The following is a 25,752-nucleotide window of genomic DNA, read 5'->3' on the forward strand; positions in this document are numbered from 1 at the left end:
CTGACCTGCTAGTGGCCGAATGGGGCATTATGGAAGTCCTGGTTTCCATTCAATTGGTTTCCCTAACGAGTAGGGAGACCGCTGGGGATGGCAGCATTATCGAGTGCTGTTACAAGTTTCCATTCAATTGGTTTCCCTAACGAGTAGGGAGTGTAGTCCTCTTCCCCGATGGGACTGGGGATGTTTATGTTTCCATTCAATTGGTTTCCCTAACGAGTAGGGAGCAGAAATATACTCCCGGCCCAGATCTTCCGCAATGCCGTCAATTCTCCTCAGCGACGATCTTGGTTGGCACTATCTTGATTTGGCTAACTGAAGCGTTGGATAGATCCGACCCGCTGATTGTCCAGTTGATTGCGCCCGCCTGACCTGGGGATAGATCTTTGTTAATCGCCACAGTCTCTTCATGCAAATTCACGCCATGCCGCAAAAACTTCACGACCAGCAAAGAGACGTGAATCGGGCGATCGCTGATGTTTACCACAAAGCCCTTGAGTATCAAGAAATCAGTCCCCCTCCATCTCAAGTAGAGTCCCTTGATCCCTACCAGTTGACTGGCGAACTCAGGTTCTGAAGACGGCCTAAACGACCCGTCAAAGCAGACTTGCTGGCCCTGTGCGTTTGTCCAGAAGTTCGCGCATTCTGCCAGAGTTGGTACTGCTGGGGCAGAGAGCGCGATCGCGCAACTGATGGCGAGGGGTATTGATTTACGCATGAAAAGCTCACTGAATATTTGATGGCCGCGATACACATTAGAAAGCCGCTTGAGCCGCCACTTTAGCTTTCTTCATGATGTCGTCCAAGACCTGGAGAGTCGAATTAGTCATGGCCTGAGTCCCGTTCGTATCTCCAGGAGCGGCGTTAACTGTCACTTTGTTATCATTATTTTGGTTGATTGTCACGCCCCCGCCGAAGCCAGGTTTACTTGGCGACACTAATTTCTCCAATGCCCCAGTAACCTTTTCCAGACGTTGATCGGTGGAGCTGGCTTGGGGCGATAGGTTTCCATTCAATTGGTTTCCCTAACGAGTAGGGAGCAAAGAGTGATCCACGATCTATGATCCACCGATCCCGTTTCCATTCAATTGGTTTCCCTAACGAGTAGGGAGTGTCTGTGTAGGGGAAATGTACCCGAAGCTGACTAGGTAGTGTTTCCATTCAATTGGTTTCCCTAACGAGTAGGGAGCTGAAGGGTTAATGCTGGCCATGGCGGCGGCACTGGAGAAGTTTCCATTCAATTGGTTTCCCTAACGAGTAGGGAGTATATTTCCTTTTAAGTGTGCAGCTAAAATCGGGGCGTTTCCATTCAATTGGTTTCCCTAACGAGTAGGGAGCAGTTCTTATCTCCATCGCGCCCATTGAATGACTCTGGTTTCCATTCAATTGGTTTCCCTAACGAGTAGGGAGTCCCTTGATTGAACCCTATATGAGGCAACCTGTCCAGAGGGCGTTTGCGAGGGATCGGCTGGCCGTGGCATACTTCTCGGAAAAATACGAGTCTAAAAACTCTAGAACCTTTGCTCCATAAGCTATCGAGGGTTTCAACCAAGGAATAGGCATTTCGGGCATTTCGGAGATCCCTCGCGAGATTGTCTAAACGATGACTGACCCCGGCAGTTGACTAACAGGCAGACCACCCCAAACTTCAATTTTCTCAAGGGTGTGACTCGACAGCGGATAAAAACGGATGCTATCTTCAGAAATCACAACTTGCTTTTTTAATCGTTTCTTAAGTTCTGTATATTTAGGGGCGGTCAAAACACATTCAAACACACTATACTGCACTCGCCTGCCATAGCCTTCCAATAAATCTGATATTTTTTTGCGGCGTTTATCCACTGGAATATCGTAGGCAATAATGTACAGTAACATCTGATTTTAGCGAATTTGGTAAGGCTGATAAATGTGGCTGGGGTCATAAACAAACTGCTTAAATTTCTTTACCTGTTGCATCAATACATCCCAGCGTGGCTGTTGGGTTCCGTCGATGGTTAAACGCTCTTCCATTCGATTCAGAAACGCCCGTAGATACTTTTTGCGTCCAGAATCGTTTAAGTAACAGCCCCCATCGGCGTAGACAAAATCTTGATCTGCATCTATGACTCCCCGATTGACTAAATACAACACCAGCGAGTCAACAATCGCGGCGCGGAACTCTTCTATCAAATCAGAGGCTAAAGCAGCATGGCGTTCATTCCCCTGGTGTAAACAGGCATGGTAGGGATCCAGCCCCTGGAGTTCAATTAAGCTCAGCAGATGGTTCCATAATACCTGGTAGCCAAAGCTGAGCATGGCATTGACCGGATTTCCGGGCGGACGGCGAGAACGGGCCACAAAGACAAAGCTGCGGTTGCTGAGGCATTCGCCAAAGGCAGGAAAATAACAGGCGGCTCCCGCTCCTTCCAAACCTAGTAATCGCTCAATTCCATCGGCTTGTCCCGCTTGGCTAACTAAATGATCAAGGTTTTGAACGGCGATCGCGATCGTCTCTGAAGGCTGTTTCCGTTGATGACGCATCAAAATCACCCGACTATTCTTCAGCTTTGCCTGAACAATGGCTCGGGCGACCATTAACCGTTCAATCGCGGTAAGCTGCTGCTGATAGCGACTCAGCTGCCGATAGCCTCGCTCGATCGCAATCAAGCGGCCATAGCAGTAGCCCATCCGAGATAGGTACAGAATCGGGATATTTCGTTGTAGGCAAACGCGAATCAACTGGGTGGTGAGTTGCGATGTGCCAAAGATCAAGATTTGTTCCAGCAGCGGAATCTGAACCTGATCCAGCACCGTCTGGCCCTGCTTGATCAGCAATTGCTCTTGGTGCAGGCAGAGGTAACAGCCTGACTGAGAAACATAGAGGGTTCTCACGGTGGTTGACTTGGCTGAGATAAGGACAAGAGGTTAACGATCCAGGTCGCTGGCATTAGAACGTCGTTGCAAGGAGCCATCACCCGGCGTTCCCAGCAGTTCTGCCCGTGTTGATTCTCGTTGTAGGTAGCGGAGGAGGATGCGATCGCTAGCCGTGGCTGTGGCATAAGTGGCTAGGGTGACTAACACGGTGTTGATGATCACAGCGGCTAATCCTAAAGGGGCAATCAGCAAAATGACCAGCGTAACAATGCCATTGATGGCAGACACGGCAAGGTTACGCACCTGGGCGGTACGGGGTGTGATGTACATGGGAGTGGGGGAGTAGGGGAGTAGGGGAGTAGGGGAGTAGGGGATAAGATAAAGGCGAAGACGATGCCTGCACTGCCTAAACCAAGGAAGATAACTGCAAGGATAACGTTGCTAGTCAGGGATGCCAAGCTCGACAGCACGAAGAATACACCGATGGACAGTAGGCTGTATAGGGGCGATTCGACAATTTCGTAACTGTCTAAGTTGGTGATTCGGATACAGGCTTCGCGGGTTTCAAGCCGTCCGCTGATGGTGGCTTGCAGGGTATCTCCTGCTAGTTTCAGGGTAATTTTGCCGCTGGCAGGCAGGTAAAAGTTACCCCACACTTGGGCGGGTTTGCCGCTGATTTCAGCGGGTTGGAGGGTGTTCATGATATTCCTAGACGTTCTTAGGGATTTGGTGGGTAGTAATCGGAGATTGCAGTTTTCAACTTTGGGTGAATTTGCATAAATAAACTGGCTTGTGTCAACGATTTCATCGATTGCCCAGTAATCAAATTCAAACAATTTAAGATGCGGGTTTGCCAAGCAGATGAATTCTGGATATCTTGTCCCCAAGCCGCAAACAAATCACGTTGGGCAATGCCTCCCAATCGATGAGAAAAAGTATTACGGAGATTGCGATTGTCTTGGCTCCAGAAGTTTTGATAGTCCAAACTTGCTGTGGTGGTGGGAAAGGCCGCTTCAATTAGGCTCTGTTGGATGTAGCCGTTGAGATTGATGGATGTTAAGGAGGCTTGTGTTCGTTGATCGACAAATTTTGCGTGCAATGCTGGATAAACATTGCAAATACTACTTAATAGTTGTGGATAGCGTTGTGGTGGATAGTTAGTGTGGCTTGCAATATGAGCATCAATCCATGTCCAAATCAGTCCTTCTACGGCTCGAAAGCTATGGAGCATAGCTTCTGTCGTATTTTCTTGCGCTAAGCGAATGACTGCCAATTGAGCTTGTTCATAAGCCATCCACCACCATTGTTGCCCTTGTCGCTGCTCTGAACTAGATAATGTACTTTTAGCCAACTGGAGAAATGTCTGAAATTCTCCCCGATTCCAGGCCGTTCCCGCTTTGAGCCAAATGGGAATTGCACCAAATCCAGCCGTGTCTTGTTGGAGATATGGCTTTAGTACGTCATAGGCTCCTGCATAGTCATACCGATCTAGCAATTTGAGAGCTTGTTGTTGCGTTCTGTCCCATAGATAATTGGTTCCTAAGATAGGGCCAATGTAGTCTGATGGAATACCTTTACGATTGATTTCAGTATTTTGGATAAAGTCAAAAAACTGGATGAGATCGCCATAGGCACTCAATCCTGAAATTCTTCCTGCTTCTGCGGTCTGAGCTACACAACCTTTTAAGCACAGTAAGATGGGTTGTTCTGTTTGGGGTTTAATCCTATCTCGCCAAACGGTTTGCCACCAACGAAACATTTGCTCAAAGTTAGATGGATTTTCACCGTTTGTACCTAGGGTAATGATTTCGGTAGGTATGTTGTAGTGGTGTAATACCCAATTTTTGATTAACTCACATGCAAAAACAGTATCCTTTTTGCGTTGAGAAATACCATCTGCTTGGTCAGTGCCAATCAGATAAACTCGCTCGAACTGTTGAAACTGATCGGTAATTAGTTTACCAATGATCACAGGCTGAATTCGCGATCGATAGTGTTCCATTCCTTGATAGAAATGATGAGTCAAGTCTCTAAATGAGGTTTGACTAAAACTCAGATCGGCTAATACTTCGGCCTGTTCACCAATAATTTCACCGTCCTGCATTTGGTCATCGCCAATGTTGTACCATTCGCCAGAACTGATTTGGAACATCAGATCACGAGTGCCAATGGTGGCTACTAAGATTGCTTTCATGGAGATACAGTGATTCTTTTAAGTTGAATCGAGAGATGACTCAAGTAATAGATAACTCAAGTAATAATGTCCGCTTTTAATTTCTCAATGCCCCATTGATAGAGTTTTTCTAGAAGGGAGTGATCGGGCATAGGGCGATCTGGCGGGCAAAACTGCTGAAGAAATGCTTCTATCCGTTGATAAAAGACATCCGGGATGATCTCCGTTGCATCGAGATCTAGAACCTTAGCAAAATCAGTTGGGGTAATGGAATCATTACGATGAACGATGTCATTGCGAACATCATTCATCCACGCTAGGTTTTTAACGACTGGATCATCATCGGACAGCTTTTGCTCTAACTGCCATCCTGTACGCAGATCCCAAAAAGGAGCCTTATATTTTTTGACACTCCAATTACATTTGTCTTGGGGTGGAGTAACATAGCCCAGTTTGATCCAATCTTCCTGACGGTAACGCCAGAACAGTAGCCGTTCTATAGCTTGCACAAACTGTAGAAAAGCAGATGTATAGTTCTGTCGTTTCAAATTGACGTAAATTAGCAAACGTGATTCCCAAATACTGAGATAGCGACCTTCTGGAGTTTGCTTGTCTTGGGGCTTACATAGAATTTCAATATCTTTTAGCCACTGTTTACGCAAATCTTTGCGGATTTTTCCTTGATGATGTGAGCCGAGAAGCAATTTCTGTAACTGCTGGAGTGCATCTTGTAATTGCCAGTTACTAGCTAAAGCTAAATATCCGGCTAAGTCATACAAGATTTGATAGCGATCGCGGTGGGCGGCTAGCCAAATCTTGGCTTCAGCAAAATCTCCCCGTTCCCAGGCTGAAAGAATGCGCGATCGCTCTAAAGGCCAGAAATATTGCCCCAAATTGACCGATCGATATTCCGTAGCTGGTGCGACGGCATAGCTTGTTTCAGTCACTTGAGGGTAGAGGGGGCGAGGCTCCATCGGGTTCATGGTGACCATCTGGCAATCCCGCACCAATGCCCCAGCACAGATACTCAACCCTTCTGCGATCGCAGATGTCGCTCCTTTATTTTCAATGATGATTGTGAACTGATCATCATCGGGTAAACGAGTTTGGAGTGCAAAGGGTAAAATCTTTGACTCTAATTGATCCTGAATCGCATCAACATCGATCGCACCAATACTGGGCTTAAAGACTTTCACGTTCAAATCAGGATAGGTTTCCCGCAGCTTACCCATCATTAGTTCAGCTAACCAAGCCGTATCCATCCGCCGATAACTCCAGGTAACCGTGTCAGGTTGTTGAGTGCCCCACAACAAGATATGGTTTAACCCTTGCTTGATCTGTTCAGTAATGATGACTTGATCAAGCAATAATTGAACATTGCTAAAATCACTTTTTTGACATTCTTGATAAAGCCTTTCTCCTAAGTCCCATACACTCCAAGGATAGGTGCGATCGCTCCCCTCATCCTGGTGATACCCTCGCTCGATTCCCAACTCATGACGGTAGATTTCCTCAATATGTTGAGGGTTATTGCTGGATCCGTCTGCACCGAGCGATCGCACAATACCATCCCGACACCGCCAACCGACTTGGCGTGTGCCCACGGTAATAATCAGAGTTTTCATAGGGTTTTTATAGGGTTAACGGTAACTATTTAATTGATGTGGTCTATTGCTCAGCCCGGTTTTGAGGATCATCATGGTCACGGGTGCGTCTGTGGGGCTAATTCTATAATTAGGAATTGCTGGGTGGGGTTGATGGTGCAGCAGTTGTAGTTCCCTCTAGCACTACGTCTTCATATAAGGCTGTCAGGGTGGTGGAGAAATTCACACTATGGAGGTCAAGGCGATCGGTTTCAGGGGTGTAGGATTGTAAAACCCAAAGCCCTTCAGCATTGCGGCGAAAACAGTCCACTCGCTGATGGCGTGTGTTGATCAAGACATATTCTTCTAGGCTGGGTACGGTCTGGTAATCGGCAAATTTGTCGCCGCGATCGAATGCTTCGGTAGAGTCCGATAGCACTTCTACAATCAGTTTGGGAAATTGTTTGTAGGTTGAGGTTTCCTGATCCTGAGGTGCACAGGTCACCATCACATCAGGGTAATAAAAACAGTTGCGGGCAATGATGCGGGCTTTCATGTCGGCAATATACACTCGGCATCCACTGCCCCGCAGATGGCTGCGGAGCAGAGAGGCCAAGTTTAAGGCGATCGTGACGTGGCCATCGCTGGCTCCGGCCATGGCATAGGCTTCGCCATTGATGTACTCATGTTTGGTTGGACTTTCAGTTTCTAGCTGGAGATATTCTGCAATGGAGAGAGCAGGCTGGGGTGAAGCAATCATGTTCAGCAGGGAGGGAGGATGAATTTATGGTAAATCATGGGTGATTTTGGTATTTTTGTTGGTTCGAGCCAGTGCCATTGCATAATCACTTTCTGGATGACATTAATTGTTCGGTGGCCATTGGCGCGATCGCGCTTCCGCTCAGGGTTGCACGCCAAAGAGATGCACGGCTCCGGGAATGGTGGCGAGGTGGGGGTGGGCAGGGAGCGATCGAAGGGCATCTCATAGAGTGAGTGGTAAATATTCAATCCGGTCTTGATATTCGTCGTCATTGGATGCACCTGCAATGATGATTAACTCCTCAATCAGTTCGCCAGGATTGCGTCCCAAGTCCATGACCAAAATCCCAGGAATATGGCAATTTTGAGCCAGGTGATCGGCTAAATGTTTGGGCATTGATTTACGGTTATTGGTTACCAGGATGAAATTATGAACCTCACACCAGATCAAAATTTCTGGATCTAAAGTTCCTTTGGGGGGAGCATCCGGATCACCGATAATTCTAACGATCAGTTCTGGCTCTCGACGCACCAGTTGAGTTCGATACAGAGGCGGAATGTGTTCATCTAGCAAATACTGAATGGTCATGGCGATAGGGTTAACCCTGTCGTCGCCTGGGCAACTTGTTCAGCCTTGATTTGCTGTAGCCTGAGCCGAACGGGGGATGGGTTTTGCTGTTGTTGCTCACGCTGCCGACGAGCAAACTCTAGCCAGTCAGCAATGTAGGCGCTAACAGCCTCTTTATTGTGCAGGTAGTAAAGAATAGTCGCATAAACCTGCTCCAGCGTGACGGTATGGAATTGTTGAGCAATTTCCTCCGGGGTTTTGCCCCGGTAGATGTATTCGTACAGAATGCTTTCAATCCCAATCCGAGTGCCGCTGATGCGGATGTCATCGGGCGCAAGTTGGGTGAAGTAGTCTTCGATGTTCATCGGATTGATCAAAGTGGGACAATTTCCATGACTGCAACGGCTAGATGCCTACATTGTACGCAGGCGATCGCGCTTGGGGTTAGGGTTGCACGCCAAAGAGATGCACAGCGCTGGGGATAGCGGCGAGGGAGTAAGGGGGCGATCAGGTATACTATTCCAGTGGAAAGATTTGGGCAAAGCTTGTGGCAGAGGTGCGATCGCGCAATTGTTTCAAGTATTTCTTGCGTGGATTTTGAGTCGCGCCAAATACAGTCACCACTTGGTAATTGCCCAAGTTTGCAATCCATACAGGGGAAGGTTTAACATGATTTCCTTTAACTTCGCCACAAAGATAACCATCATAAACTTCGACTTTCTTGTCTTTGTCATTTTTGTCTGGAATCTCTATTTTTAAGTCATCATCATGCAGAATCGATAGGGCATAGGGTTTACCAAAGTCTTCCACTCCTGAGCAAACAATGATTTCGCAATAGCGGTCGATCACTTCGTGCCAGAGATCCTGACGGACTGGTTCAAGAGCATATTGATGATTAATCCTTGCCTGAGTTAGATGTCCCAAAGCTTGGTAGAACGATCGCAATCGCTGCTGAAACAAAACCTGAAATTCATTCACGCTCTTTGGCAATGCCCAAAACTCATCTTCACTCTCTGCAATCAGATCACAACCACGCCACCAGGGCGGAGCAAAGCGTTCTCGCTCCTGATTTTGCCGAGAATACAGCGGTCTACGGGCACCTTGACCAATTCCACCGAGGTGAAACATGAGCCAAGTCAAATACTTGAGCAAATCAGCGACGATTTCATGTTGATGCTCAGAAATTTCTGTGGAGTAGCCCAATACTAGGGTTCCTGATTGTTCTCCATTAGGAGTCTTCTTGCCATTCCGATCTTCTTTCGACTGAGGTTCTGGGCGTATGGTGTTTCCTTTAAAAATCTCTACAGTGATCCAACCATGCGTTTGCGGAGTAATTGAGCCAAATAATTTAGCTTCAAACTTTTTCACCATTTCTACAGACAGAACGCCAAGCGAAATAGCTCGAAACCAGTAGCGCAGCATGGACTTAAATGCAGTGGGACGCACTTCTGCTTGAGGCGATCCTCTCATTTGCCATTTTTGCTGCTTGCCATTGAAAGTCCATTGAGTGAACCTTTGATGACCATGTATCAGTTGCCCTGCGATCGTAAAATCAAGCTCAAAAAAGCCATGAGATCGCGCCACATTTTCTGGTATCAATCGCCCATAGCCCGTATTTACCTGAGAGCCAATGCCATCAGCTAGTCCAATCTCTAGCCAGTGACGCACTTTCGCTAAGATTTCATCTGTACAAGCTGCCTTTTTGCGAAGACCGATGATAAACGTTGATTTTTCCAACGACAAAAATGGATTGGGATTTGGTGAATACTTGGGTTCACCATTCTCCCAAGACCAAATTGCATTTGCCATATCCATTGCTAAACCGCCCGCCTTACTGGGTGTGGGGTAAGCATCCAAAAAAACGACCTTGCCGGAGCGATCGCTACCTTCTGCCTCTAACGCACCAAAATAAGGTGTCACTTTCTTCTCGGCGGCTTTCCAATCCAAACTGCTGTCGCTGGCAAGAAATTCTCGAATCGCCTGATTTCTCGCCACACCACGTAGAGTCGCCCCAGGAATATAGGGCATTCCTAACGCATCAAAGGCAGGCAGAAGAATGCTTTCCGGTCCTTTATGTCCGCCCACCCGAATCCGCCAAACAGATTCAACCAGAAACCAATTACCTATGCCAGCCATCAACTTGGTTCGTTGATTCAAACTTTCCAATCTTTTTCGGTAATCAGCGCCTTCCACAGCCATTTGCAAGATCTGTACTTTGGTCGGATCTCTATAGACGCTATCGGGTGATCGCATCCAGCGCAAATACTCCACAAAACTAGATGAGGCATGAATTTCTTCCGGTGCTTGGGCTGGATTCAACCAAGGAGACGTTTCTGGCGGCGGATTGTTGCTATTGCCACCATTACCGCCTCCACCACTGCCGCCACGGTTCCCACCGCTCCCTTTAATATCGGGAAGTACTTTCTTGGTCTTACCTGTGCCTGCTGTTGTACTTTGAATGGGTCGTTCGGTTGAGTTAGGACGTACCGTTGGATTTGGGCGCGATTGACCAGGACGACTCGGACGCTCAAAAACCATACTTAATCGCCTCCCTTAATATCCCAGTACACGGCACTAGCCCAAAAACTAAACTCTTGTGCCAGTACTAGTCCCAGCCCTGTTAGCCCAAGATAGTCATCAACATCCATATCAACCAAGGTATTCAACCCATCTGCCCCTGACAGCTTAGATGCTTCTGCCAATATCTCAAGGCACTTGAAGTATTCTTGAACAACTTCCTTTTTGCCTTTTTTATCTTCACTAATGGCTTTTTCCTCAGCCTTAAGGCGCAATAATCCCCAAGTTGCAATGTAGGTGTAAAGCTCAACAGCCTGATTTTTCTGCTCTTTGAGCCGTTCTTTCCGTTTTGCCTCATCGCGTTGATTTTGCTCTTGCTCGTCTCGTAATTCTTGCAATGCTTGATAAACAGGCTTCCCGATAGTGCGCGGATCAAAACTCATACGGCTACCTCCTGTTTAATGCCAGACCACTGCTGTACAAAACCACGTCCCAAACTCTCTTGCCCACCAATTTGAACTACAGCATTGTTAGCCAAAATCTGATTAAACTTCGCTTTCGACTCTTCAGCTTGTTTAGTCGCTTGCGATGTCACACCCCAAGGCAAATACATTAGTGTATCTGGTGGAATTGCTTCTTCGTAGCGAAACCCGCCATCAACTGTTTTATGCTCACCCAATTTAACTTTCACCTGCCGCCACAAACTCATCTGAATCAGCGTGGCGCAGTGCTGATCAGGCAAAATTAAGGCGCGATCGATACTCCCTATTTCTGATTGAGGAATGCATATCTTTAGATCACTCGTGGGCTTTAAGCTTGCAGATTTGAGGATTGCATCTTTAAGATAGACAGGTTTACCCTGAGCAAAGTTATTGCTGTAAGGTTCAGGCGCTTTTTCAGATTTGCCGTTCAATCTTGCCCAACGTTGCAGCAGCATGGGAGAACTCACCCACACCACACCATGACTGAGAGATGGCACAGGCAACCAAAGAATCGATGCATCGCCAATCCAAAGAGTGCCTTGAGTCAGATTGGTATCACTACTACTCCCAGTTACATCATCGATCGTATTACCCCACAGTTGATTTCGTTCTGTCTCTGGAGTTAGCGATCGCAACTTCCCCCGAATTGTACTTGAAGGAATATAGGGCAAATCAGTGTGAGATTCACGCGCAATTCCCAAAAGGTTGCCTTCCTGGGTCGCGCCTCCGGTATGCAAAGGTGAGAGGAGATAAAGATAAACAAGATTACCGATCATAAAGTGACCTAGGTTGGTGAGTATTGACTATGGCAAAACGGTTATAGAAGCAAATTGACGGAAGTGGTGATCAAAAGCGAATGCCTGAGTTAGCTTAAGTTTTTCGATCACCACCTTGCTGGTGCAATCGGTAAAGCTCCAGTCCTTATCAGAAAACTGACGAAACACTTGCCATGCCTGCTGAATCTCGGTTTTACTCAGGTAATGAATCGTTGCCAGCGTACCGGAGAAAAAGCCATCTCCTAGAGCGATCGCCCGCTGGTTTTCCCGCCGCATTCTCAATAGGGTGAGCGTTTCGTCAATGACATAATCAGTTGTGATTAATGGTTGTGTATTTTGATTGAACCAGGTAGACGCGATTTGATAATCGGTATCGGCGGGCACGATACTTGCAAACCAGGCACCCGTATCGACGAAAATCATGGATTGTCTCCGGTGGCATACAACACAGAGTCATGATTACGATTAGAAAAACCCCTGACTGTCAGATGCAAGGGGCAGAGCCGCGATCGCCGCCAGAATTTCAGCCGGGGTTTTAGCGGCTGAGGGGGTTTCAGTCGGGGTAATGACAACCGAAACATGGGTGCCTTCAGGCAGGGCGATCTCCTGGGTTAGCTTCAAAACTCCATCTTCATAAATTGCGTCAACCGTCAAATTCATAGGTAGTCTCCCGATTAAAATAGCGGTTTAGTTAACCTTCAGAATATCGAATCCATAGCAATTCAGAGTAGCCAAGGTGTCTCATCCGCTTTGCCCTTTCAAGCGCCTTGCCCTTGGACCCAATTTTTGCATTGGGGTCTTCTGCATATAACGCTTGGGGGTAATTCAGGTAATAAATACTACCGGGAGGAGCCGCAAACACTTGAGGGGCAGGAATGCTTTTACCTGAATCATCCTGAATGCGACAACTGATGGGAATCGGTTTGTCGGTGGCAACGCTGATCAGGTTATCTAGTTTCCATTCCCAAGGATAGGCACGACAACGGGCGATATCTCGATAACTATTGTCTTTAGCTTGCTCACGCTGAATGCGCTCAAAGATTCCGGGTGTAATCAGGTAAGCGATACTTCGCTGTGACTGCCCTCGATTTTGTTCAGAAGCAGTCCAGAGACTGTCCCAGCCTTTTTTCAATTGATCACAACGCTCCAAAATGGCACGATGTCCTTCTCCACCCAAGCGGATGGTGACAGGTGTTGAAATATCTTGATCAAGGGCGATCGCCAAACTCCACCCATCTTTTAACCGAATTGCATTTTCGACAAAATAGCCATCTGCCTCCTTGACCTGGCGAGTTCCGGTTTCCAGGGCATTGTGCGATCTGGTTTCTACCGTCCAAGGCTTCTCAACACCCGTTTGCCAAGACTCTGGGGTAATCTTGCCATGCTGCACATAGTGAGCGATCACATCCCCAGACAAGTAATCAACGGATTGCTTTTCGTCGTCATCTCCTGATTTATTTACGATCCAAGATGGTTTGACTAATGGACAAGGTTTGGTTTTGTCATGAATCATCTGATCTTTCAAGGGATGCTGCTCATCCCAAACCAGCGGTATCAGTGGCGTAACACCAATATGATTCAATGGACGTGGGAAGTAGAGATTTTGGTGATGACAAAGGAATGGACCTTTCAGAGAGTAGGTTTCTTCTTGGTTACGATTGTTGGGTTTGCTTTTCCTTCCAAGTAATGCACTTAAAGCTCCAGCGATCGCATGTCCATTTGGCGGAAACGTACTGCCTGCCCATGCACGTTCTCCTGGTGTAAACGGTTTGGCATCACGGAACATCAGTACATCCAGAGGGGTGATGGTGTACCAGTACAAGGTTTGAGGTTTCTGGTCTGAAGCTTGAGGTTGGGGGACAGTTGCAATCATGAGGCACCTCCAATTTTGATGTCACGTTTGCGAAGGGTGAACGCAGCCAGTTTGAGCCAGTTTTGAATTTGGCGATCGCGGTCTTCTGCCTCAGTGGTTAAGCAGAGTGCTTCAAGATAAGCAGCCAATGCTTTCTGAAAATCTTGTTTCGCCTGTTCTTTCTCCTCACCTTTGAATAACTCTCGCCGTTCACAGAAGGCTTGCGTCCAGGGAGCGATCGCGGCAAACGGATCAGTAGAGTCTTGCAGGAATGGAACAGGATGCTGTCGCCAAATTTCTGCCGCTTGCTCAAACAACGCCGGATCAAAATCAACGTGTGAGTGGGTCTGCTTGAAGTTCAGCAATGCTTTCCACTGGTTAAAAACATCAAACTTGGTGGTGCTGTTCAAAATATTGCCGTTGCCGTAAAGGACTCGAACCTGAACAGCATCTTTTTTTGCACCATCCGGGGACTTGTGCTTTTTCGCGCCCTCTTTTTCAGCTTCCCAGAGGTTTTCTAGGGCGATCGCCAACGGCACCGAATGATGGGCAATCACAATCCCAAAACTGATTGAAGCATTGCCTCCCATTGTGAATAGAGGTCGAGAGGAAACATTGTCAGGTGGTTCCCCAGTCTTCCATCGCCAATAATCACCTGTGTCATCAAATTGATTATGGGGGTCTTGATCACCCTTAAAGCACTGGCGCACATCCCACAACCACTGATCCCACTCCCACAGGTTGGTGTATGCCAGCACATCATCTCCGCCACTGTAGATCAGTCGCCCAGCGTAGCGTTGCTCGGTCAGGTAGGGCACCAGTTGATTAGAGAAATCCAGCAAGGCGCGGGAAAGTGCTGCATGGGTTGATGGTCCCATCCGCTTTGGCTCGTCAAGGATTTTTTCAAATTTAATGCGGAGATCTTGTTCCTCTAAACTCGCCTTCTTGAATTCTTCACTCTCAAAATCACAATAATCCTTCAATTTCTTAGGAATATAATCACGATAGTTCTTCAAAAGAATCCCTTTCAGCCATTCACTCATGCCGTCCCCATCTCCAACAGCCAGCACATACCAACTAGCAGGGTCATTATCACCATAGCGGCTGTTCACAAAAGCTTTAATCGATTGTATTTTTTCCCGAACTATTTCAGATTTCTCATCTTGATCAGAAGTCTCAACTAGCCAATCTGGTTTTAGGTAGCGTGAATGATATCCTTGAAAGTCTGAATTCTCCGGATTGCCTAGCCAGGGAATTCCCCAATAGCTATTTTGAATATCACCATCATCGAGTTGCGACTCCTCTAGTTTTGTCTGTATATCTGCACAAGTTTTATGAAAGTAATCCAAATGACTGCGATCGCTTACCTTAAGGTAACCCGCAACTCCCGCAGTCAGATCTGGATAGTGAGTTGATACATCGTGCTCAAGGTTCAGAATCTTCTGAAGAACCTTAGGTAAAACTCGTTTAACTGTTTCGGTTGCATTTAATTGTTCCTTGCCATCAAATAAACCTGCATGGCGTTTCCAAAACCTCTTAGATTCTCCTTCCGAAATCCAGTCTTTAGATTCAGAACACTTCTCAGGATGAACAATTGGTCCAATTCCAGAGATGCTAGAGCGAGCACTGAAAGCTGTGGGCAACTCCCAAGATCTAGCATTTTTAATTGCTGTCAGTGATAGCCGAGCCTGATCAAAGACATGGGGCCACCAAGAACCCACATTGATGCTGAAGTGAGGATAACGACTTTGCTCTACAGCGGCTCTCAAGAAACTACCTTCATTAGGTTTGAGCAACCAATTTTTACTTTTATACTGAGTCTTAGGTGCTCCATATAAAGGATCTTCTAAGCGTTGAATGAGAGAACATGTAAAGTTTTGCTTCTTCAGCCAATTCACTAAATCTCGGTCTTGTTGATCACGATTGCTTGCATCTGGTTTAACGAGTCGTGCAGTTAATTCCTCATCCCTTGTTCCAATGGGTAACGCCGTCCAGTAGGTCTGCCAGATTGTATCTAACCATCCATCCCATGTTGAGCTTTCTGCTTGGAAAACTTTTGGTAGCCAATGCTTCTCATCTTTCAGATATTCAAAGACACAACTTGAGAGATTTTCCCACTCCTGCCGTAACGTCTGCTCTGCCATCTGCATAGCAGCTTTAACCTTTCCTTCTGGTAGAACAAGTACCAAGACATTTGGAAACCCAGCAGTTAGTAATTGTTGATTACTTGGTTGCGTAACCCAACGCCCAAAGTCGTCTTTCCAGCCTTTAAACTGACCACTACCATTTAGAAGCCAATGATCAATCAAAGGCTGTTGAAATAGAGATGGATACATCAACGAATCTGGCCCATATTTCCATGCCAATGCCCAGCAGACTTTAGCAGAAAGATAGTGCAGAATCCATGAGCCTGCCCAAAAATCTCGCATCTTGCGGCTAGCCTTAATCAATTCTTGGACAGGGGTAAATGTAAAAGTAGCTAAATAGGGTCTAGATGCTTTATCTTTTGACCAGTCTTCTACATCAGAAATCTGTAAATTGTATCCTGCTAGTGAACCCGCCAATGCTGAAGTGATGCTGACATGACTCCAAATCGAACTGTCAGGTAGCCGAGTTTCAGCAGGCATGAGTAGCAGCGACTCGTCATTCGCAAATTTATTGGATGCCGCCTTAGGAAGACACCGCCAGAGCCACCAAAAAACTTTTCTAGGATCAGTTTCTCCTTTTATAGCTTCAGGAAAGAGAGTCTTCTCGTGAGCCTTAAGAAAACCTACTCTTCCAGACTGAAGTAAGCCTTGATGGGCTTTTGGCGTTAGCTTGAGGGGTAATTTTGCTTCAGAGAGCAGGTGTGATACTTCTAGCCCGTTCTCGTCATAATCCACGGGGTGAGACAAGCTACCAATCGCACCCCGATCACTGGCTGAAGCAATGTGATCAGATAAAAGAATATGCCTTAAAGCTTCAATTTGCTTATCTGGATCGCGTTCCTCTGGGTTCCAGCCACGGGATTTCCAATCCTGCATAACAGTGAGATCTCGCCAAAAACTATTGCCTCCACGTCCAGTATCGTCATGAAGTGCCTTTAATGCTGGATCATGCAGAAGTCCCCAGATTTTGGCTTGCCAGAATTCGTTTGCAGCAGATGTGGACACAGCGAACTCCCTTATAAACTGCCGTGTATTCGCACTATACCGAGAATTCCCAATAGTTTTCCAGAAGATTCAAATAATCATTACTTTCTTTTAAAAAATGGGAACTCTTTGTTCAGAAGTGTTTCAACCCATTCTCTGAAATATCCGGATAAAGATTTCATTTATTGTTGACAGTCCGTTATGGCAAAAAAACCAGAGACTCATTCCTATAGCGATCGCTCCCAACTCCGGTGGTAACTTAGAGGACGTTTTAAAAGGGTAGGCTTTAGCCTCAAATACAACTCAGAGGCACGATCGCAAACCCTGGAACCCTAATTTTCTCGTATTAGCTTCTAGGTAGCTGGGGTGGTGAAACACACCCTGAAAGACTTTTAAAACATCCTCTTACGAGAGGCGATCGGGACAGCATTCAACGAAGTATCGGAAACTGATATCCAAAATTGGTTTTCTCACTGCTGCTACTGCTCCTCATAATTATGAAATCTGCTATATTAAGTTTTTACGAATCATTTAGGACTGCTATAGTTGTGCGTAATAACGCAAATCTTCCCCTTCCAGTAATTTAAGATCACAAATACGGTAGGCGCTGCGTAAATCGGTTGCACGCTGAGACGACAGAGGCATAATTAATTGAGTAGAACTATTAGATAAATTACTCCATCTCAGAACTGTATTGCCCGAGAGCCGCCGCACTATTCAACTGTGCCCGATGATAAAGCTTTTGTTGTGCCGCAGGCACATTTTCAGCCTCCCCCATCCAAGCCTCCATAGCTGCTTGCTGCAAGGCACGACCGTAGGAAAAGGTCAACGTCCAGGGCAGTTCCCCTTTGAACAAAAGGTTCATGGCATTTAGGTGAGCCGTCGCCAATTGATCGCTCTGCCCACCCGATAGAAAGGCACAACCCGGAACCGCAACGGGAACGCGATCGCGCAAACATTTGACCGTTAGGCGTGCTACCTCTTCCACACTCGCCTGTTGGGGACAATCCATACCTGCAATCACCATGCTGGGTTTTAAGATCATTTGATCGAGTTCAATTCGATAAAGGTAAAGCCGATCAAAAACCGTGTGAAGAACCGTTTGATGCACCTCTAAACTGCGTTCAATGGTATGGTTACCTTCCATCAAAACTTCCGGTTCCACAATTGGCACCAAACCACCCGCTTGACAGAGTGCTGCGTAACGAGCTAGGGCATCGGCATTGGCTTCCAAGCAAAGTTTGGAGGGGATGCTCTCACCAATGGTAATCACCGCCCGCCATTTGGCAAACCGAGCCCCCAAGCTGTAATACTCCCTAATGCGATCGCCCAATCCATCTAGCCCTTCTGTGATCAATTCTGCGGAAGTGCCTGCCAGTGGTTTAGCCCCCGCATCTAATTTAATCCCTGGAATAATTCCGGCATCCCGCAACACATTGGTAAACCGGCACCCCCCCATTCGTTGACTGCCGAATGGTTTCATCAAATAAAATCACACCGCTGAAAAACTTCACCAATTCCTGGTGTGGTGAACAACATTTCTCGGTAGGCACGGCGCATTTCATTTGTTTGGGGAATTCCCAATTTTTGAAATCGTTTATTGGCAGTTCCAAAACTCTCATCGGCTGCCAGAATCCCTTTACCTGAAGCAACCATGGCCTTTGCTGTGGCTTGCAGTTCTGCTACAGACATGACAACAACTCCTGAAGGTGAGTAGGTCGAAAAATGGATGAATCGTGGGTCTGAAGGGTGCCGAAAAGCTACGGGCGCTTTTCTCCTCTATCCTCAACCACGCAAGCCATAGCGTCAATGCACTCAGCGGCAGCACCAGCATATCCCTGAGGATTGGCAGCAAGGGGGGGCGACCCTGTTGCCGAAATTTCACTCTCCACCGCCCAGCCCCTAGGTGAACTCCAGCCAGAATATGCCACACTCAAAACATTGTTTCCCGATCTTTATCCAAAAATAGCCATCCATAGAACCCTTTGAGCGATATTCTGACGTTCCTATGCCAGACCCCGTAATTGCCATTGATTGCGTCAACCACTACTTCGGCATTGGCTCCCTGCGTAAGCAAATTTTGTTTGAGGTCTGCGCCGATATCTACTCTGGTGAGGTGGTGATCATGACGGGGCCTTCGGGTTCAGGTAAAACCACGCTGCTGACGTTGATTGGGGCTCTGCGCTCCACCCAGGAAGGCAGTATGCGCGTTCTCGGCCAGGAACTACGCGCTGCTCCCCATCACTTACTGGTGCAGGTGCGGCGCAACATTGGCTATATTTTTCAGGCTCATAATCTTTTGAACTCCCTTACCGCCCGCCAAAATGTACAGATGTCCCTGGAACTTCATCCCCAGGTATCTGCTCGTCAGGCCCGTCAGCAATCGGCCATGATGTTAGAAGCCGTGGGCTTGGGGAACTGGGTCGATTACTATCCCCACGAACTTTCGGGGGGGCAAAAACAGCGAGTGGCGATCGCCCGTGCTCTGGTCAGTCAACCTAAAATCGTTTTGGCTGATGAGCCGACTGCGGCGCTGGACAAAAAAACGGGACGGGATGTGGTCGAAATTATGCAGAGCCTGGCAAAACAGCAGGGATCGACGATTCTGTTGGTAACCCACGACAACCGAATTCTCGATGTCGCCGATCGCGTGATCAACATGGAAGATGGACGGCTCTCCTCCCTCACCACCGCGTTGGTATAGCCGCCACGATGGAACGTCTGGCTCTAGGCTGTCTCATCTGCACGCTATCCAGCGATTAAACCGTATCAAACAACACCGTGGTCATGTAATGTTCGGCCCAATCTACCCCAAAGGCTTTCTCCAGCACTCGCCGCGTCTTGTCGTTCTGCTGTTGCTGGGTACAATACTGGCGCTGACCTGCCAGAACTTCGGCTTGTTGCTCCGGGGAAACTGTCTGTGCCGCGATCGCCTGGGTACAGTGCAGTTCTAAAAAGGCCGCCACCCGTGCTAAGAATTGGGCTTCTTCCTCGGGGCTACCGGGGCGGACAAACAGACAAAAGTCAGAAAAAATATGCCCCCACTGGGGTAAATCCCGGGGCTGGGCAAAGGTGACCGCAGGCAGGGCTTGTAAGGCCGTTTGGTAAACCTCTGGCAAACTGCGATCGCTGGCAACGGGGGATAAATCGGCGATCGCCGCACTAATCTGTCCCCGTCCTCCCACCAGATCGGTGCCAAACATCGGTAGGGCATAGTCGGGGCGGGGAAACATCACACAATGAAGAATATCCAGATTCGCCCCCACCTTTGCCAGTTCCAAATGGAGCTTACGAAACTGGGGGGTTTGATAGCAGCGGTTTTCGATCGTGAGTTTTTCCCCCTCCAAGCGACCTTCTACATAGCCCAGTTCCGCTGGCAGGGGATAGGGAGATACGTCCAGATAGCGGTGCCAAGTCGTTTCAATACACTCCGCAAGCTGCCGAATCAAGGGATGGAGCTGTTCACGGAGGGAAGAAACCGTCACATCTAACATAGCAGCGCAGGAATAAGCATCAAAGCCAGTACAGTCAGAATAGAACAGAATGGTGTCAACTTACCCACTCAAGATTTTGATAGGTTAGAGACACAACTCTCTTCAGCATCTCCTAATCACCCCCCCCCATGACGGAGCTGACCGCACCCCCTACCCCGCTGATTCCCCAGTTAATTATTGGCTTGGGCAATCCAGAACCCAAGTATGATCAGACCCGTCATAATATTGGTTTTGCCGCCGTCGATGCCCTTTCCCGCTCTTGGCAGATTCCCCTTTCCGAGCATCGCAAGTTCCAAGGCATTTTTGGGGAGGGCATGGTGTTCCCAGGCCAGAAAATTCGGCTGTTGAAGCCCTTGACCTACATGAATCGCTCCGGGCAGTCGATTCGAGCGGCAGTAGATTGGTACAAGCTCTCTCCAGCCAGTATCTTGGTGATCTACGATGACATGGATTTACCCCTGGGCAAGTTACGCCTGCGTCTAGCGGGTTCTGCAGGGGGGCACAATGGCATGAAGTCGGCGATCGCCCACCTTGGCACCTCGGACTTTCCCCGACTCCGCATTGGCATTGGTAAGCCCGTTACCCAGGCTCCCTCCGAGACTGACACCATTTCCCATGTGTTAGGGAACTTTAGTAAGGCTGAATCTCAACTGGTTGGGGAGGTGCTGAATCTTGTCCGTGAGTCTATTGAGGCCAGCTTCAAGTTTGGTGTCGAAAAAGCCATGAGTTTGTACAACCCTCGTGCTGTTTCCGCCGTCGGGCTTTAAAATTTTCCCATCCCCAGGAGTTGTCTTCCCCATGCCAGAGCCCCGCGCCCTTGAAGCAGCCCGCAGCAGTCTTGCTCAACAGCAGATTCCGTTGCTCCAGACTCAGGAGGTTAAACGCTGTCACATCTATCTCCCTGAGACACCCCGCCCTATGGGTGCTGTGTTCTATCGGGGGCAGTTCTATAGCTATGTGCGCTTCTTTCCCAGCGTCGAAGGCATGGAACGGGCAGCACTGCGGCTGCGGGAGCGCAGTCATACGGTGTTAGTCACGAGTAGTACCAAGGGGTTTGTCCTCTGGGCGATGGAACCGGAGGCGCGACTGGCAAGACGATCTGCCAAAGCATGAGTCATCGTCTCCCAGAAACTACAGCCCATGTCCGCATTACCCATCAGTGCTGGCAGCAGGGAGAACTGAGCGGCGAGGTCAGGGCGAATCAGTTTGAGTGGCAGTTTCAGTGGTGCTTCCGTCAAGGATTACTTGTGGTGGAACCCTCGCGGGGTCGGGCTTTGATTCAGGAGCCGTTGGGACGATTTCTCGAACGGTGGGACTACCAGTTGGAACCAGGGGGAGACTATTCCTTTACCATTCGGGCGGAGATCTAGCTGGGATCTCAACCTGTCACCCCTGTGGGGGATGGCAACAGCCTGTTTTTTCTGAGGCTAGCTCGGCCTAGCTCGGCATAGATATTTAGTAGGCATAAATATGCTACACTGATATTTAGCATGCAAAATTTAAATGCTATGGTAACTGCTGCCGCTTTGCCCCCTGAATTACAATTGGTTTTGGCACCCCATAGCATTGGTTACCGCCTGAAGCTGCTCTCCCAGCTGCTCAGTCGGAAGTTTCAAGACCGACTAGATCCTCTAGGTTTAACGCCTTTTCACTGGGTTGTTCTGTGTTGCCTCTGGCAAGAAGATGGTTTGGCGACCTGTCAAATTGCTGACCAGTTGCGCCAGGTTGGCGGCACCATTACCGGTGTCCTCGATCGCATGGAAGATCGAGGGTTCATCTATCGACAACGGGATCTTCAAGATCGACGAGTCTGGCGGGTCTGGTTGACGGCAATGGGTCAGGAATTGCAACAGGTATTACCTCCTATTGCCCTGGGGGTGCAAGAAGAGGTTTTACAGGGAATGACTCCCCAAGATCGGGCAGAAATTTCTCGACTACTGGATTTACTGATCGCCAACTGCGCTTAACTAGGTTTTTTCAGGGTGTTGATCTCTCGATAGGACTCAAGGATCTGCCGGATGGTCTCGATGCCAAGCCATTCATTACGTATACGAAATAATTAAGTCCTAATGACGTCCGGGTGAGCAATCCACCCGGTTACAACTACAGCTTATGCCTGTAAGGGAGTGCGGGGGCATGCAATCACCAACAGACGCTCGGAGCGATCGCTCCGGCATTCAAAATCTAGACCCCCAGCTGGGGCAGCATGAATACTCAGAAACAGTGTTGCGGAAGTCAGGTGGCAACCCGCTCGTCACAACGGTTCCTGAATCGCCGCCACCTCACAAGGGGCGATCTCCCCGTCCGTTCCTGCTAGCAGGACTGGGCGTCATGGTGGTTCTTGGCTTGGGATACCACTGGTGGCAATATGCTTCCACCCATGAAGAGACGGACAATGCCACCGTCACCAGCCATCTCCATCCCGTGAGTACGCGCATTCCTGGCACCGTGCAGCAGGTACTGGTGGTCGATAATCAGCTGGTACACCAAGGGCAGGTACTGGTGCGCTTAGATCGTCGAGACTATGTATTAAAACTGCAACAAGCGCAAACCGAACTGGAAATGTTACGGCGTCAAGCCCAAACAGCTCAGATTCGGGTTCATCTCTCCGGTCAAAATGCCACTGCTGCTGTGACTCAAGTGCGCGGCCTCCATGGCAGTATTACCGCCGCACTGGAGGGTGCTGCCGCCGCAGTCCGGGAGGCCGAGGCGGGTATCCCGAAGGCGCAAGCTCTGCTGGCTGAAGCGGAGGCGAATCTGGAGAAGGCGCGGCTTGACTATGAACGCTTTCGGAGTTTGTTTCAATCCGGGGCGATCGCCCGTCAACAACTCGAGACTGCCCAGCAGGTCTATGAGGTCGCCCAGGGAGAGCGGGTGGCTCAAATGGAAGGGGTACGACAGGCTCAAGCCAAGTTGACCCAGGCGCAACAGCGAGTGGTGACCTACGAGGCCGGATTGCAATATGCCCAAGGCAGTTTCCAGCTGGCTAATGCCAAGCAGCTTCAGACCGCCATTGACCGCAGTGATTGGCTGCGGGCCCAAGCCGCGATCGCCCAAGCCGAAGTTGCAGTCAAAAATGCTCAGTTGCAATTGTCTTACACCCAGGTGGTGGCTCCCACCAGTGGGCACATTGGCCATAAGGCTGTAGAGCCAGGACAGCAGGTGCAGGTCGGTACCCCTTTAATGGCACTGGTGCAATCGGTGTCCTGGATTACGGCCAACTTCAAAGAAACCCAGTTGGAGCGGATGCGACCGGGACAACCGGTGGCCATTCATCTGGATAGCTTCCCAAATCACCCATTCCTGGGACATGTGGAGAGTGTGGCTCCTGCCTCTGGGGCGCAGTTTGCCCTCCTGCCCCCCGACAATGCCACTGGCAATTTCACCAAAATTGTGCAACGGATTCCCGTCAAAATTGTCTTTGAGCCGGAAAGCATCCATGGGTATGAATCCGTGATTGTGCCGGGGATGTCTGCCACCGTCAGTGTTGAACTCAGGTAGGTCTGGTTGTGTCTAGTCCTTCGACTGCTGCGGGTCCCTCCAGCACCACTCCGGGTGCGGATGCCCAGGTATCTCTCAAAACCTGGATCGGGGTGTTTGGGACGATCTTGGGCGCCTTCATGGCAGTTCTGGACATTCAGATTACCAATTCATCCCTCAAGGATATTCAAGCTGCCCTGAATGCCACCTTGGAGGAGGGTTCTTGGATTTCCACCGCTTACTTGGTGGCTGAAATCATTGTCATCCCCCTGACGGGCTGGCTCTCCCAGGTGTTTTCCCTCCGACGCTACTTGCTGGTGAATGCAGCTCTCTTTGTTGTGTTCTCAATTAGTTGTACCTGGGCCTGGAACCTCTCTTCCATGGTGATATTTCGAGCCCTCCAGGGTTTCACACGGGGGGGTGTTAATCCCCCTGGCATTCATTGTCTTGCTGACAACCCTCCCCCCAAGCAAGCAGCCCATCGGCATGGCCTTATTCGCCATTACCGCCACCTTTGCGCCCTCCATTGGCCCCACCTTGGGGGGCTGGTTAACGGAATCCTTCAGTTGGCGCTCGATCTTCTACCTCAACCTGGTTCCAGGTTTGCTCTTGTTGGCAGCGGTATGGTACGCGATCGCCCCCCAGCGATCGCAACTGCATCGACTGCGGCAGGGGGATTGGCTCGGAATTTTGGCCATGGCGATCGGCCTCGGCTGTTTACAGGTAGTGCTGGAAGAAGGCACACGGAAAGATTGGTTTGGTTCCCCATTGATCCTAACGCTGAGTCTGCTAGCAGCCATCTTCCTTACCGTGTTTTTCTGGATTGAACTCACCCATGCTCATCCGTTCATCAATCTGCGGCTGCTGCGGTATCGCAATTTTGGCATCGCCAGTGTGGTCAATGTTGGATTAGGACTGGGGCTTTATGGTTCCATATTTATCCTGCCGTTATACCTGAGCCAAATTCAGGGTTACAACGCGATGCAGATTGGGGAGGTGCTGATGTGGATGGGATTTCCCCAACTGGTGATCATTCCGTTGATCCCGAAACTGATGCAGCGGTTAGCCCCCCGCTTTTTACTAGCCATGGGGGTCAGTTTATTTGCCATCAGTTGTTTCATGAACGCCACCCTCACCCACGACACTGGGTTAGAGCAACTGTGGTTGTCTCAGATTGTACGGGCCTTGGGACAGCCGTTAATCATGATTCCGTTGGCAACCATTGCCACCGCTGAAATCCCCCCGGAGCAAGCTGGATCGGCCTCTGGGTTGTTCAATATGATGCGCAATCTGGGGGGATCACTGGGGATTGCCACCCTGGGGACCCTACTGGCTCAACGGCAACAGTTACACGCCAGTCGCCTGGGTGAAGCGATCTCCCTGTACAACCCTCAGCTGCAGGAGCGGTTAACACAAATGACCCAGTATTTTACCAGTCAGGGGGCTGATCTGATTACGGCGCAACAACAGGCGATCGCCGCCATTGATCACCTTGTCCGTCGTGAAGCCTATTTGATGGCCTACGATGACTGCTTCTACTTCATTGGTTGTGCCCTGCTGTTCAGTGGCATCACCGTCATCTTCTTTAAACCCAGTCGGGGGCGGGGGGTCTTCCGGGGTGCATTAACCGTAGCGCATGGTGTCACCGGGAAGGCACTGTTCAGGTAACGAGTTGTGCCAAATAGCGTTCGATTAATAAAATCGCCACAATGTCGTCGATGGGGCGGGGGGGCGTTCGCATTCCTTCCGGGATCAGCGCCGTCAATCCTTTGGGAGGATACATTTGCCAGTAGCGCTGTCGGGCCTCCAAGCTGCTGTAACGTTCATTCACCAGCACAATCCGCAGGGGATCGGGCAAGTCTTGCAGGGTTCGCTTCCAGGTAGGTGCCGTGGTTTGATCCCCCATCACCAGCAACGAAATGGGAAACTGCTGCCTGAGGGACTGAATCCTGGCGATCGCATCCGTGGCGGGCACAACCTGATGATAGTAGAGACGCCGATCCACCCCCTGGATCGCCAGTCCACACTTAGCACGACCGGGATCAAAGCCGAGAATCACAGGTTGGTCGAGAGTTGGGTGCATACAG

25 protein-coding genes, 2 pseudogenes and 1 CRISPR repeat array are annotated in these 25,752 nt (G+C 49.0%); of the genes and pseudogenes, 9 read left to right on the forward strand and 18 right to left on the reverse strand.

Features of this window, described 5'->3' with window-relative positions; translation table 11 throughout:
* Positions 1-406 precede the first annotated feature (406 nt).
* A complete protein-coding gene (locus DO97_RS24360) occupies positions 407-574 on the forward strand; it encodes a hypothetical protein (RefSeq protein ID WP_162182968.1) in 168 nt (55 codons plus the stop codon).
* Positions 575-1,001: 427 nt separating this feature from the next.
* Positions 1,002-1,407: direct repeats of the CRISPR family, unit length 36 nt; unit sequence GTTTCCATTCAATTGGTTTCCCTAACGAGTAGGGAG.
* 186 nt (positions 1,408-1,593) lie between these two features.
* On the opposite strand, the gene cas2 is transcribed toward DO97_RS24360, so the two are convergent.
* From cas2 to DO97_RS08290, 6 genes are all read right to left on the reverse strand, one after another.
* A complete protein-coding gene (cas2, locus tag DO97_RS08265) occupies positions 1,594-1,872 on the reverse strand; it encodes a CRISPR-associated endonuclease Cas2 (protein WP_036532427.1) in 279 nt (92 codons plus the stop codon).
* Positions 1,873-1,878: 6 nt separating this feature from the next.
* Positions 1,879-2,868 (reverse strand): CRISPR-associated endonuclease Cas1, encoded by a 990-nt coding sequence (cas1, locus tag DO97_RS08270; protein ID WP_036532428.1) that lies wholly within the window; start codon positions 2,866-2,868, stop codon positions 1,879-1,881.
* Between the two features lie 33 nt (positions 2,869-2,901).
* Positions 2,902-3,180 carry a CRISPR-associated protein Csx18 gene (gene csx18, locus DO97_RS08275; protein ID WP_036532430.1) on the reverse strand — a complete coding sequence of 93 codons (279 nt, stop codon included), beginning with the start codon at positions 3,178-3,180 and terminating at the stop codon, positions 2,902-2,904.
* Between the two features lie 388 nt (positions 3,181-3,568).
* Positions 3,569-5,044, reverse strand: coding sequence for a hypothetical protein (locus DO97_RS08280; protein WP_036532432.1), 1,476 nt, complete (start codon positions 5,042-5,044; stop codon positions 3,569-3,571).
* A gap of 56 nt (positions 5,045-5,100) precedes the next feature.
* A complete protein-coding gene (locus tag DO97_RS08285; protein ID WP_052128524.1) occupies positions 5,101-6,648 on the reverse strand; it encodes a hypothetical protein in 1,548 nt (515 codons plus the stop codon).
* Between the two features lie 109 nt (positions 6,649-6,757).
* The gene (locus DO97_RS08290) at positions 6,758-7,366 is read right to left on the reverse strand and encodes a Uma2 family endonuclease (protein ID WP_036532434.1); all 609 of its coding nucleotides are present in this window, start codon (positions 7,364-7,366) and stop codon (positions 6,758-6,760) included.
* A 96-nt stretch (positions 7,367-7,462) separates the two neighbouring features.
* Here DO97_RS08290 and DO97_RS27540 point away from each other — a divergent pair, with 96 nt between their 5' ends.
* Positions 7,463-7,594 (forward strand): hypothetical protein, encoded by a 132-nt coding sequence (locus DO97_RS27540; RefSeq protein WP_275574974.1) that lies wholly within the window; start codon positions 7,463-7,465, stop codon positions 7,592-7,594.
* Here the strand turns inward: DO97_RS27540 and DO97_RS08295 are convergent.
* The 10 genes and pseudogenes from DO97_RS08295 to DO97_RS08340 all read right to left on the reverse strand — a co-directional run bounded on the left by DO97_RS08295 (position 7,589) and on the right by DO97_RS08340 (position 18,383).
* Positions 7,589-7,954, reverse strand: coding sequence for a DUF5615 family PIN-like protein (locus DO97_RS08295; protein WP_036532435.1), 366 nt, complete (start codon positions 7,952-7,954; stop codon positions 7,589-7,591). The genes DO97_RS27540 and DO97_RS08295 overlap by 6 nt on opposite strands.
* Complete coding sequence (locus DO97_RS08300; RefSeq protein ID WP_036532437.1) at positions 7,951-8,298, reverse strand: DUF433 domain-containing protein; 348 nt, start codon at positions 8,296-8,298, stop codon at positions 7,951-7,953. The genes DO97_RS08295 and DO97_RS08300 overlap by 4 nt, the downstream gene beginning before the upstream one ends.
* Positions 8,299-8,449: 151 nt before the next feature.
* Entirely contained in the window at positions 8,450-10,471 is a 2,022-nt protein-coding gene (locus tag DO97_RS08305) for an RAMP superfamily CRISPR-associated protein (RefSeq protein WP_036532439.1), read from the reverse strand.
* A 2-nt stretch (positions 10,472-10,473) separates the two neighbouring features.
* Positions 10,474-10,893: a hypothetical protein gene (locus tag DO97_RS08310; protein WP_036532440.1), complete on the reverse strand. Its 420-nt coding sequence runs from the start codon at positions 10,891-10,893 to the stop codon at positions 10,474-10,476.
* The gene (gene cmr4 / locus DO97_RS08315; protein ID WP_036532441.1) at positions 10,890-11,708 is read right to left on the reverse strand and encodes a type III-B CRISPR module RAMP protein Cmr4; all 819 of its coding nucleotides are present in this window, start codon (positions 11,706-11,708) and stop codon (positions 10,890-10,892) included. The genes DO97_RS08310 and cmr4 overlap by 4 nt, the downstream gene beginning before the upstream one ends.
* A gap of 27 nt (positions 11,709-11,735) precedes the next feature.
* Entirely contained in the window at positions 11,736-12,131 is a 396-nt protein-coding gene (locus DO97_RS24615; RefSeq protein ID WP_193365065.1) for a type II toxin-antitoxin system VapC family toxin, read from the reverse strand.
* Between the two features lie 42 nt (positions 12,132-12,173).
* Positions 12,174-12,368 (reverse strand): antitoxin family protein, encoded by a 195-nt coding sequence (locus tag DO97_RS08325; RefSeq protein ID WP_204368537.1) that lies wholly within the window; start codon positions 12,366-12,368, stop codon positions 12,174-12,176.
* 31 nt (positions 12,369-12,399) lie between these two features.
* Entirely contained in the window at positions 12,400-13,581 is a 1,182-nt protein-coding gene (locus tag DO97_RS08330; RefSeq protein ID WP_239651574.1) for a type III-B CRISPR module-associated Cmr3 family protein, read from the reverse strand.
* Complete coding sequence (cas10, locus tag DO97_RS08335) at positions 13,578-16,712, reverse strand: type III-B CRISPR-associated protein Cas10/Cmr2 (RefSeq protein ID WP_036532443.1); 3,135 nt, start codon at positions 16,710-16,712, stop codon at positions 13,578-13,580. The genes DO97_RS08330 and cas10 overlap by 4 nt, the downstream gene beginning before the upstream one ends.
* Before the next feature lie 652 nt (positions 16,713-17,364).
* Positions 17,365-18,383 (reverse strand): annotated as a pseudogene (locus DO97_RS08340) (class I fructose-bisphosphate aldolase).
* Positions 18,384-18,699: 316 nt separating this feature from the next.
* On the opposite strand from DO97_RS08340, the gene DO97_RS08345 reads away from it, so the two are divergent.
* On the forward strand, positions 18,700-19,395 hold the full coding sequence (locus tag DO97_RS08345) for a DevA family ABC transporter ATP-binding protein (protein WP_036532444.1): 696 nt from the start codon (positions 18,700-18,702) through the stop codon (positions 19,393-19,395).
* Positions 19,396-19,450: 55 nt separating this feature from the next.
* On the opposite strand, the gene DO97_RS08350 is transcribed toward DO97_RS08345, so the two are convergent.
* On the reverse strand, positions 19,451-20,185 hold the full coding sequence (locus tag DO97_RS08350; protein ID WP_036532446.1) for a phycocyanobilin:ferredoxin oxidoreductase: 735 nt from the start codon (positions 20,183-20,185) through the stop codon (positions 19,451-19,453).
* Positions 20,186-20,313: 128 nt separating this feature from the next.
* Here DO97_RS08350 and pth point away from each other — a divergent pair, with 128 nt between their 5' ends.
* From pth to DO97_RS08380, 6 genes and pseudogenes are all read left to right on the forward strand, one after another.
* Complete coding sequence (gene pth, locus DO97_RS08355; RefSeq protein WP_036532450.1) at positions 20,314-20,952, forward strand: aminoacyl-tRNA hydrolase; 639 nt, start codon at positions 20,314-20,316, stop codon at positions 20,950-20,952.
* 31 nt (positions 20,953-20,983) lie between these two features.
* Positions 20,984-21,298 carry a hypothetical protein gene (locus DO97_RS08360; protein ID WP_036532453.1) on the forward strand — a complete coding sequence of 105 codons (315 nt, stop codon included), beginning with the start codon at positions 20,984-20,986 and terminating at the stop codon, positions 21,296-21,298.
* Entirely contained in the window at positions 21,295-21,555 is a 261-nt protein-coding gene (locus tag DO97_RS08365; RefSeq protein ID WP_036532455.1) for a DUF3146 family protein, read from the forward strand. The genes DO97_RS08360 and DO97_RS08365 overlap by 4 nt, the downstream gene beginning before the upstream one ends.
* 138 nt (positions 21,556-21,693) lie before the next feature.
* Positions 21,694-22,152 carry a MarR family winged helix-turn-helix transcriptional regulator gene (locus tag DO97_RS08370; RefSeq protein ID WP_036532695.1) on the forward strand — a complete coding sequence of 153 codons (459 nt, stop codon included), beginning with the start codon at positions 21,694-21,696 and terminating at the stop codon, positions 22,150-22,152.
* Between the two features lie 169 nt (positions 22,153-22,321).
* Positions 22,322-23,686 carry an HlyD family secretion protein gene (locus tag DO97_RS08375; protein WP_052128526.1) on the forward strand — a complete coding sequence of 455 codons (1,365 nt, stop codon included), beginning with the start codon at positions 22,322-22,324 and terminating at the stop codon, positions 23,684-23,686.
* Between the two features lie 8 nt (positions 23,687-23,694).
* A pseudogene (locus DO97_RS08380) lies at positions 23,695-25,333 on the forward strand (DHA2 family efflux MFS transporter permease subunit).
* Here the strand turns inward: DO97_RS08380 and DO97_RS08385 are convergent.
* Positions 25,326-25,748 carry a pre-16S rRNA-processing nuclease YqgF gene (locus tag DO97_RS08385; protein ID WP_036532458.1) on the reverse strand — a complete coding sequence of 141 codons (423 nt, stop codon included), beginning with the start codon at positions 25,746-25,748 and terminating at the stop codon, positions 25,326-25,328. The pseudogene DO97_RS08380 and the gene DO97_RS08385 overlap by 8 nt on opposite strands.
* Positions 25,749-25,752: the final 4 nt, after the last annotated feature.

Origin of the sequence: Neosynechococcus sphagnicola sy1 (genome assembly GCF_000775285.1) — a bacterium.
GTDB classification, from domain to species: Bacteria; Cyanobacteriota; Cyanobacteriia; order Neosynechococcales; family Neosynechococcaceae; genus Neosynechococcus; species Neosynechococcus sphagnicola.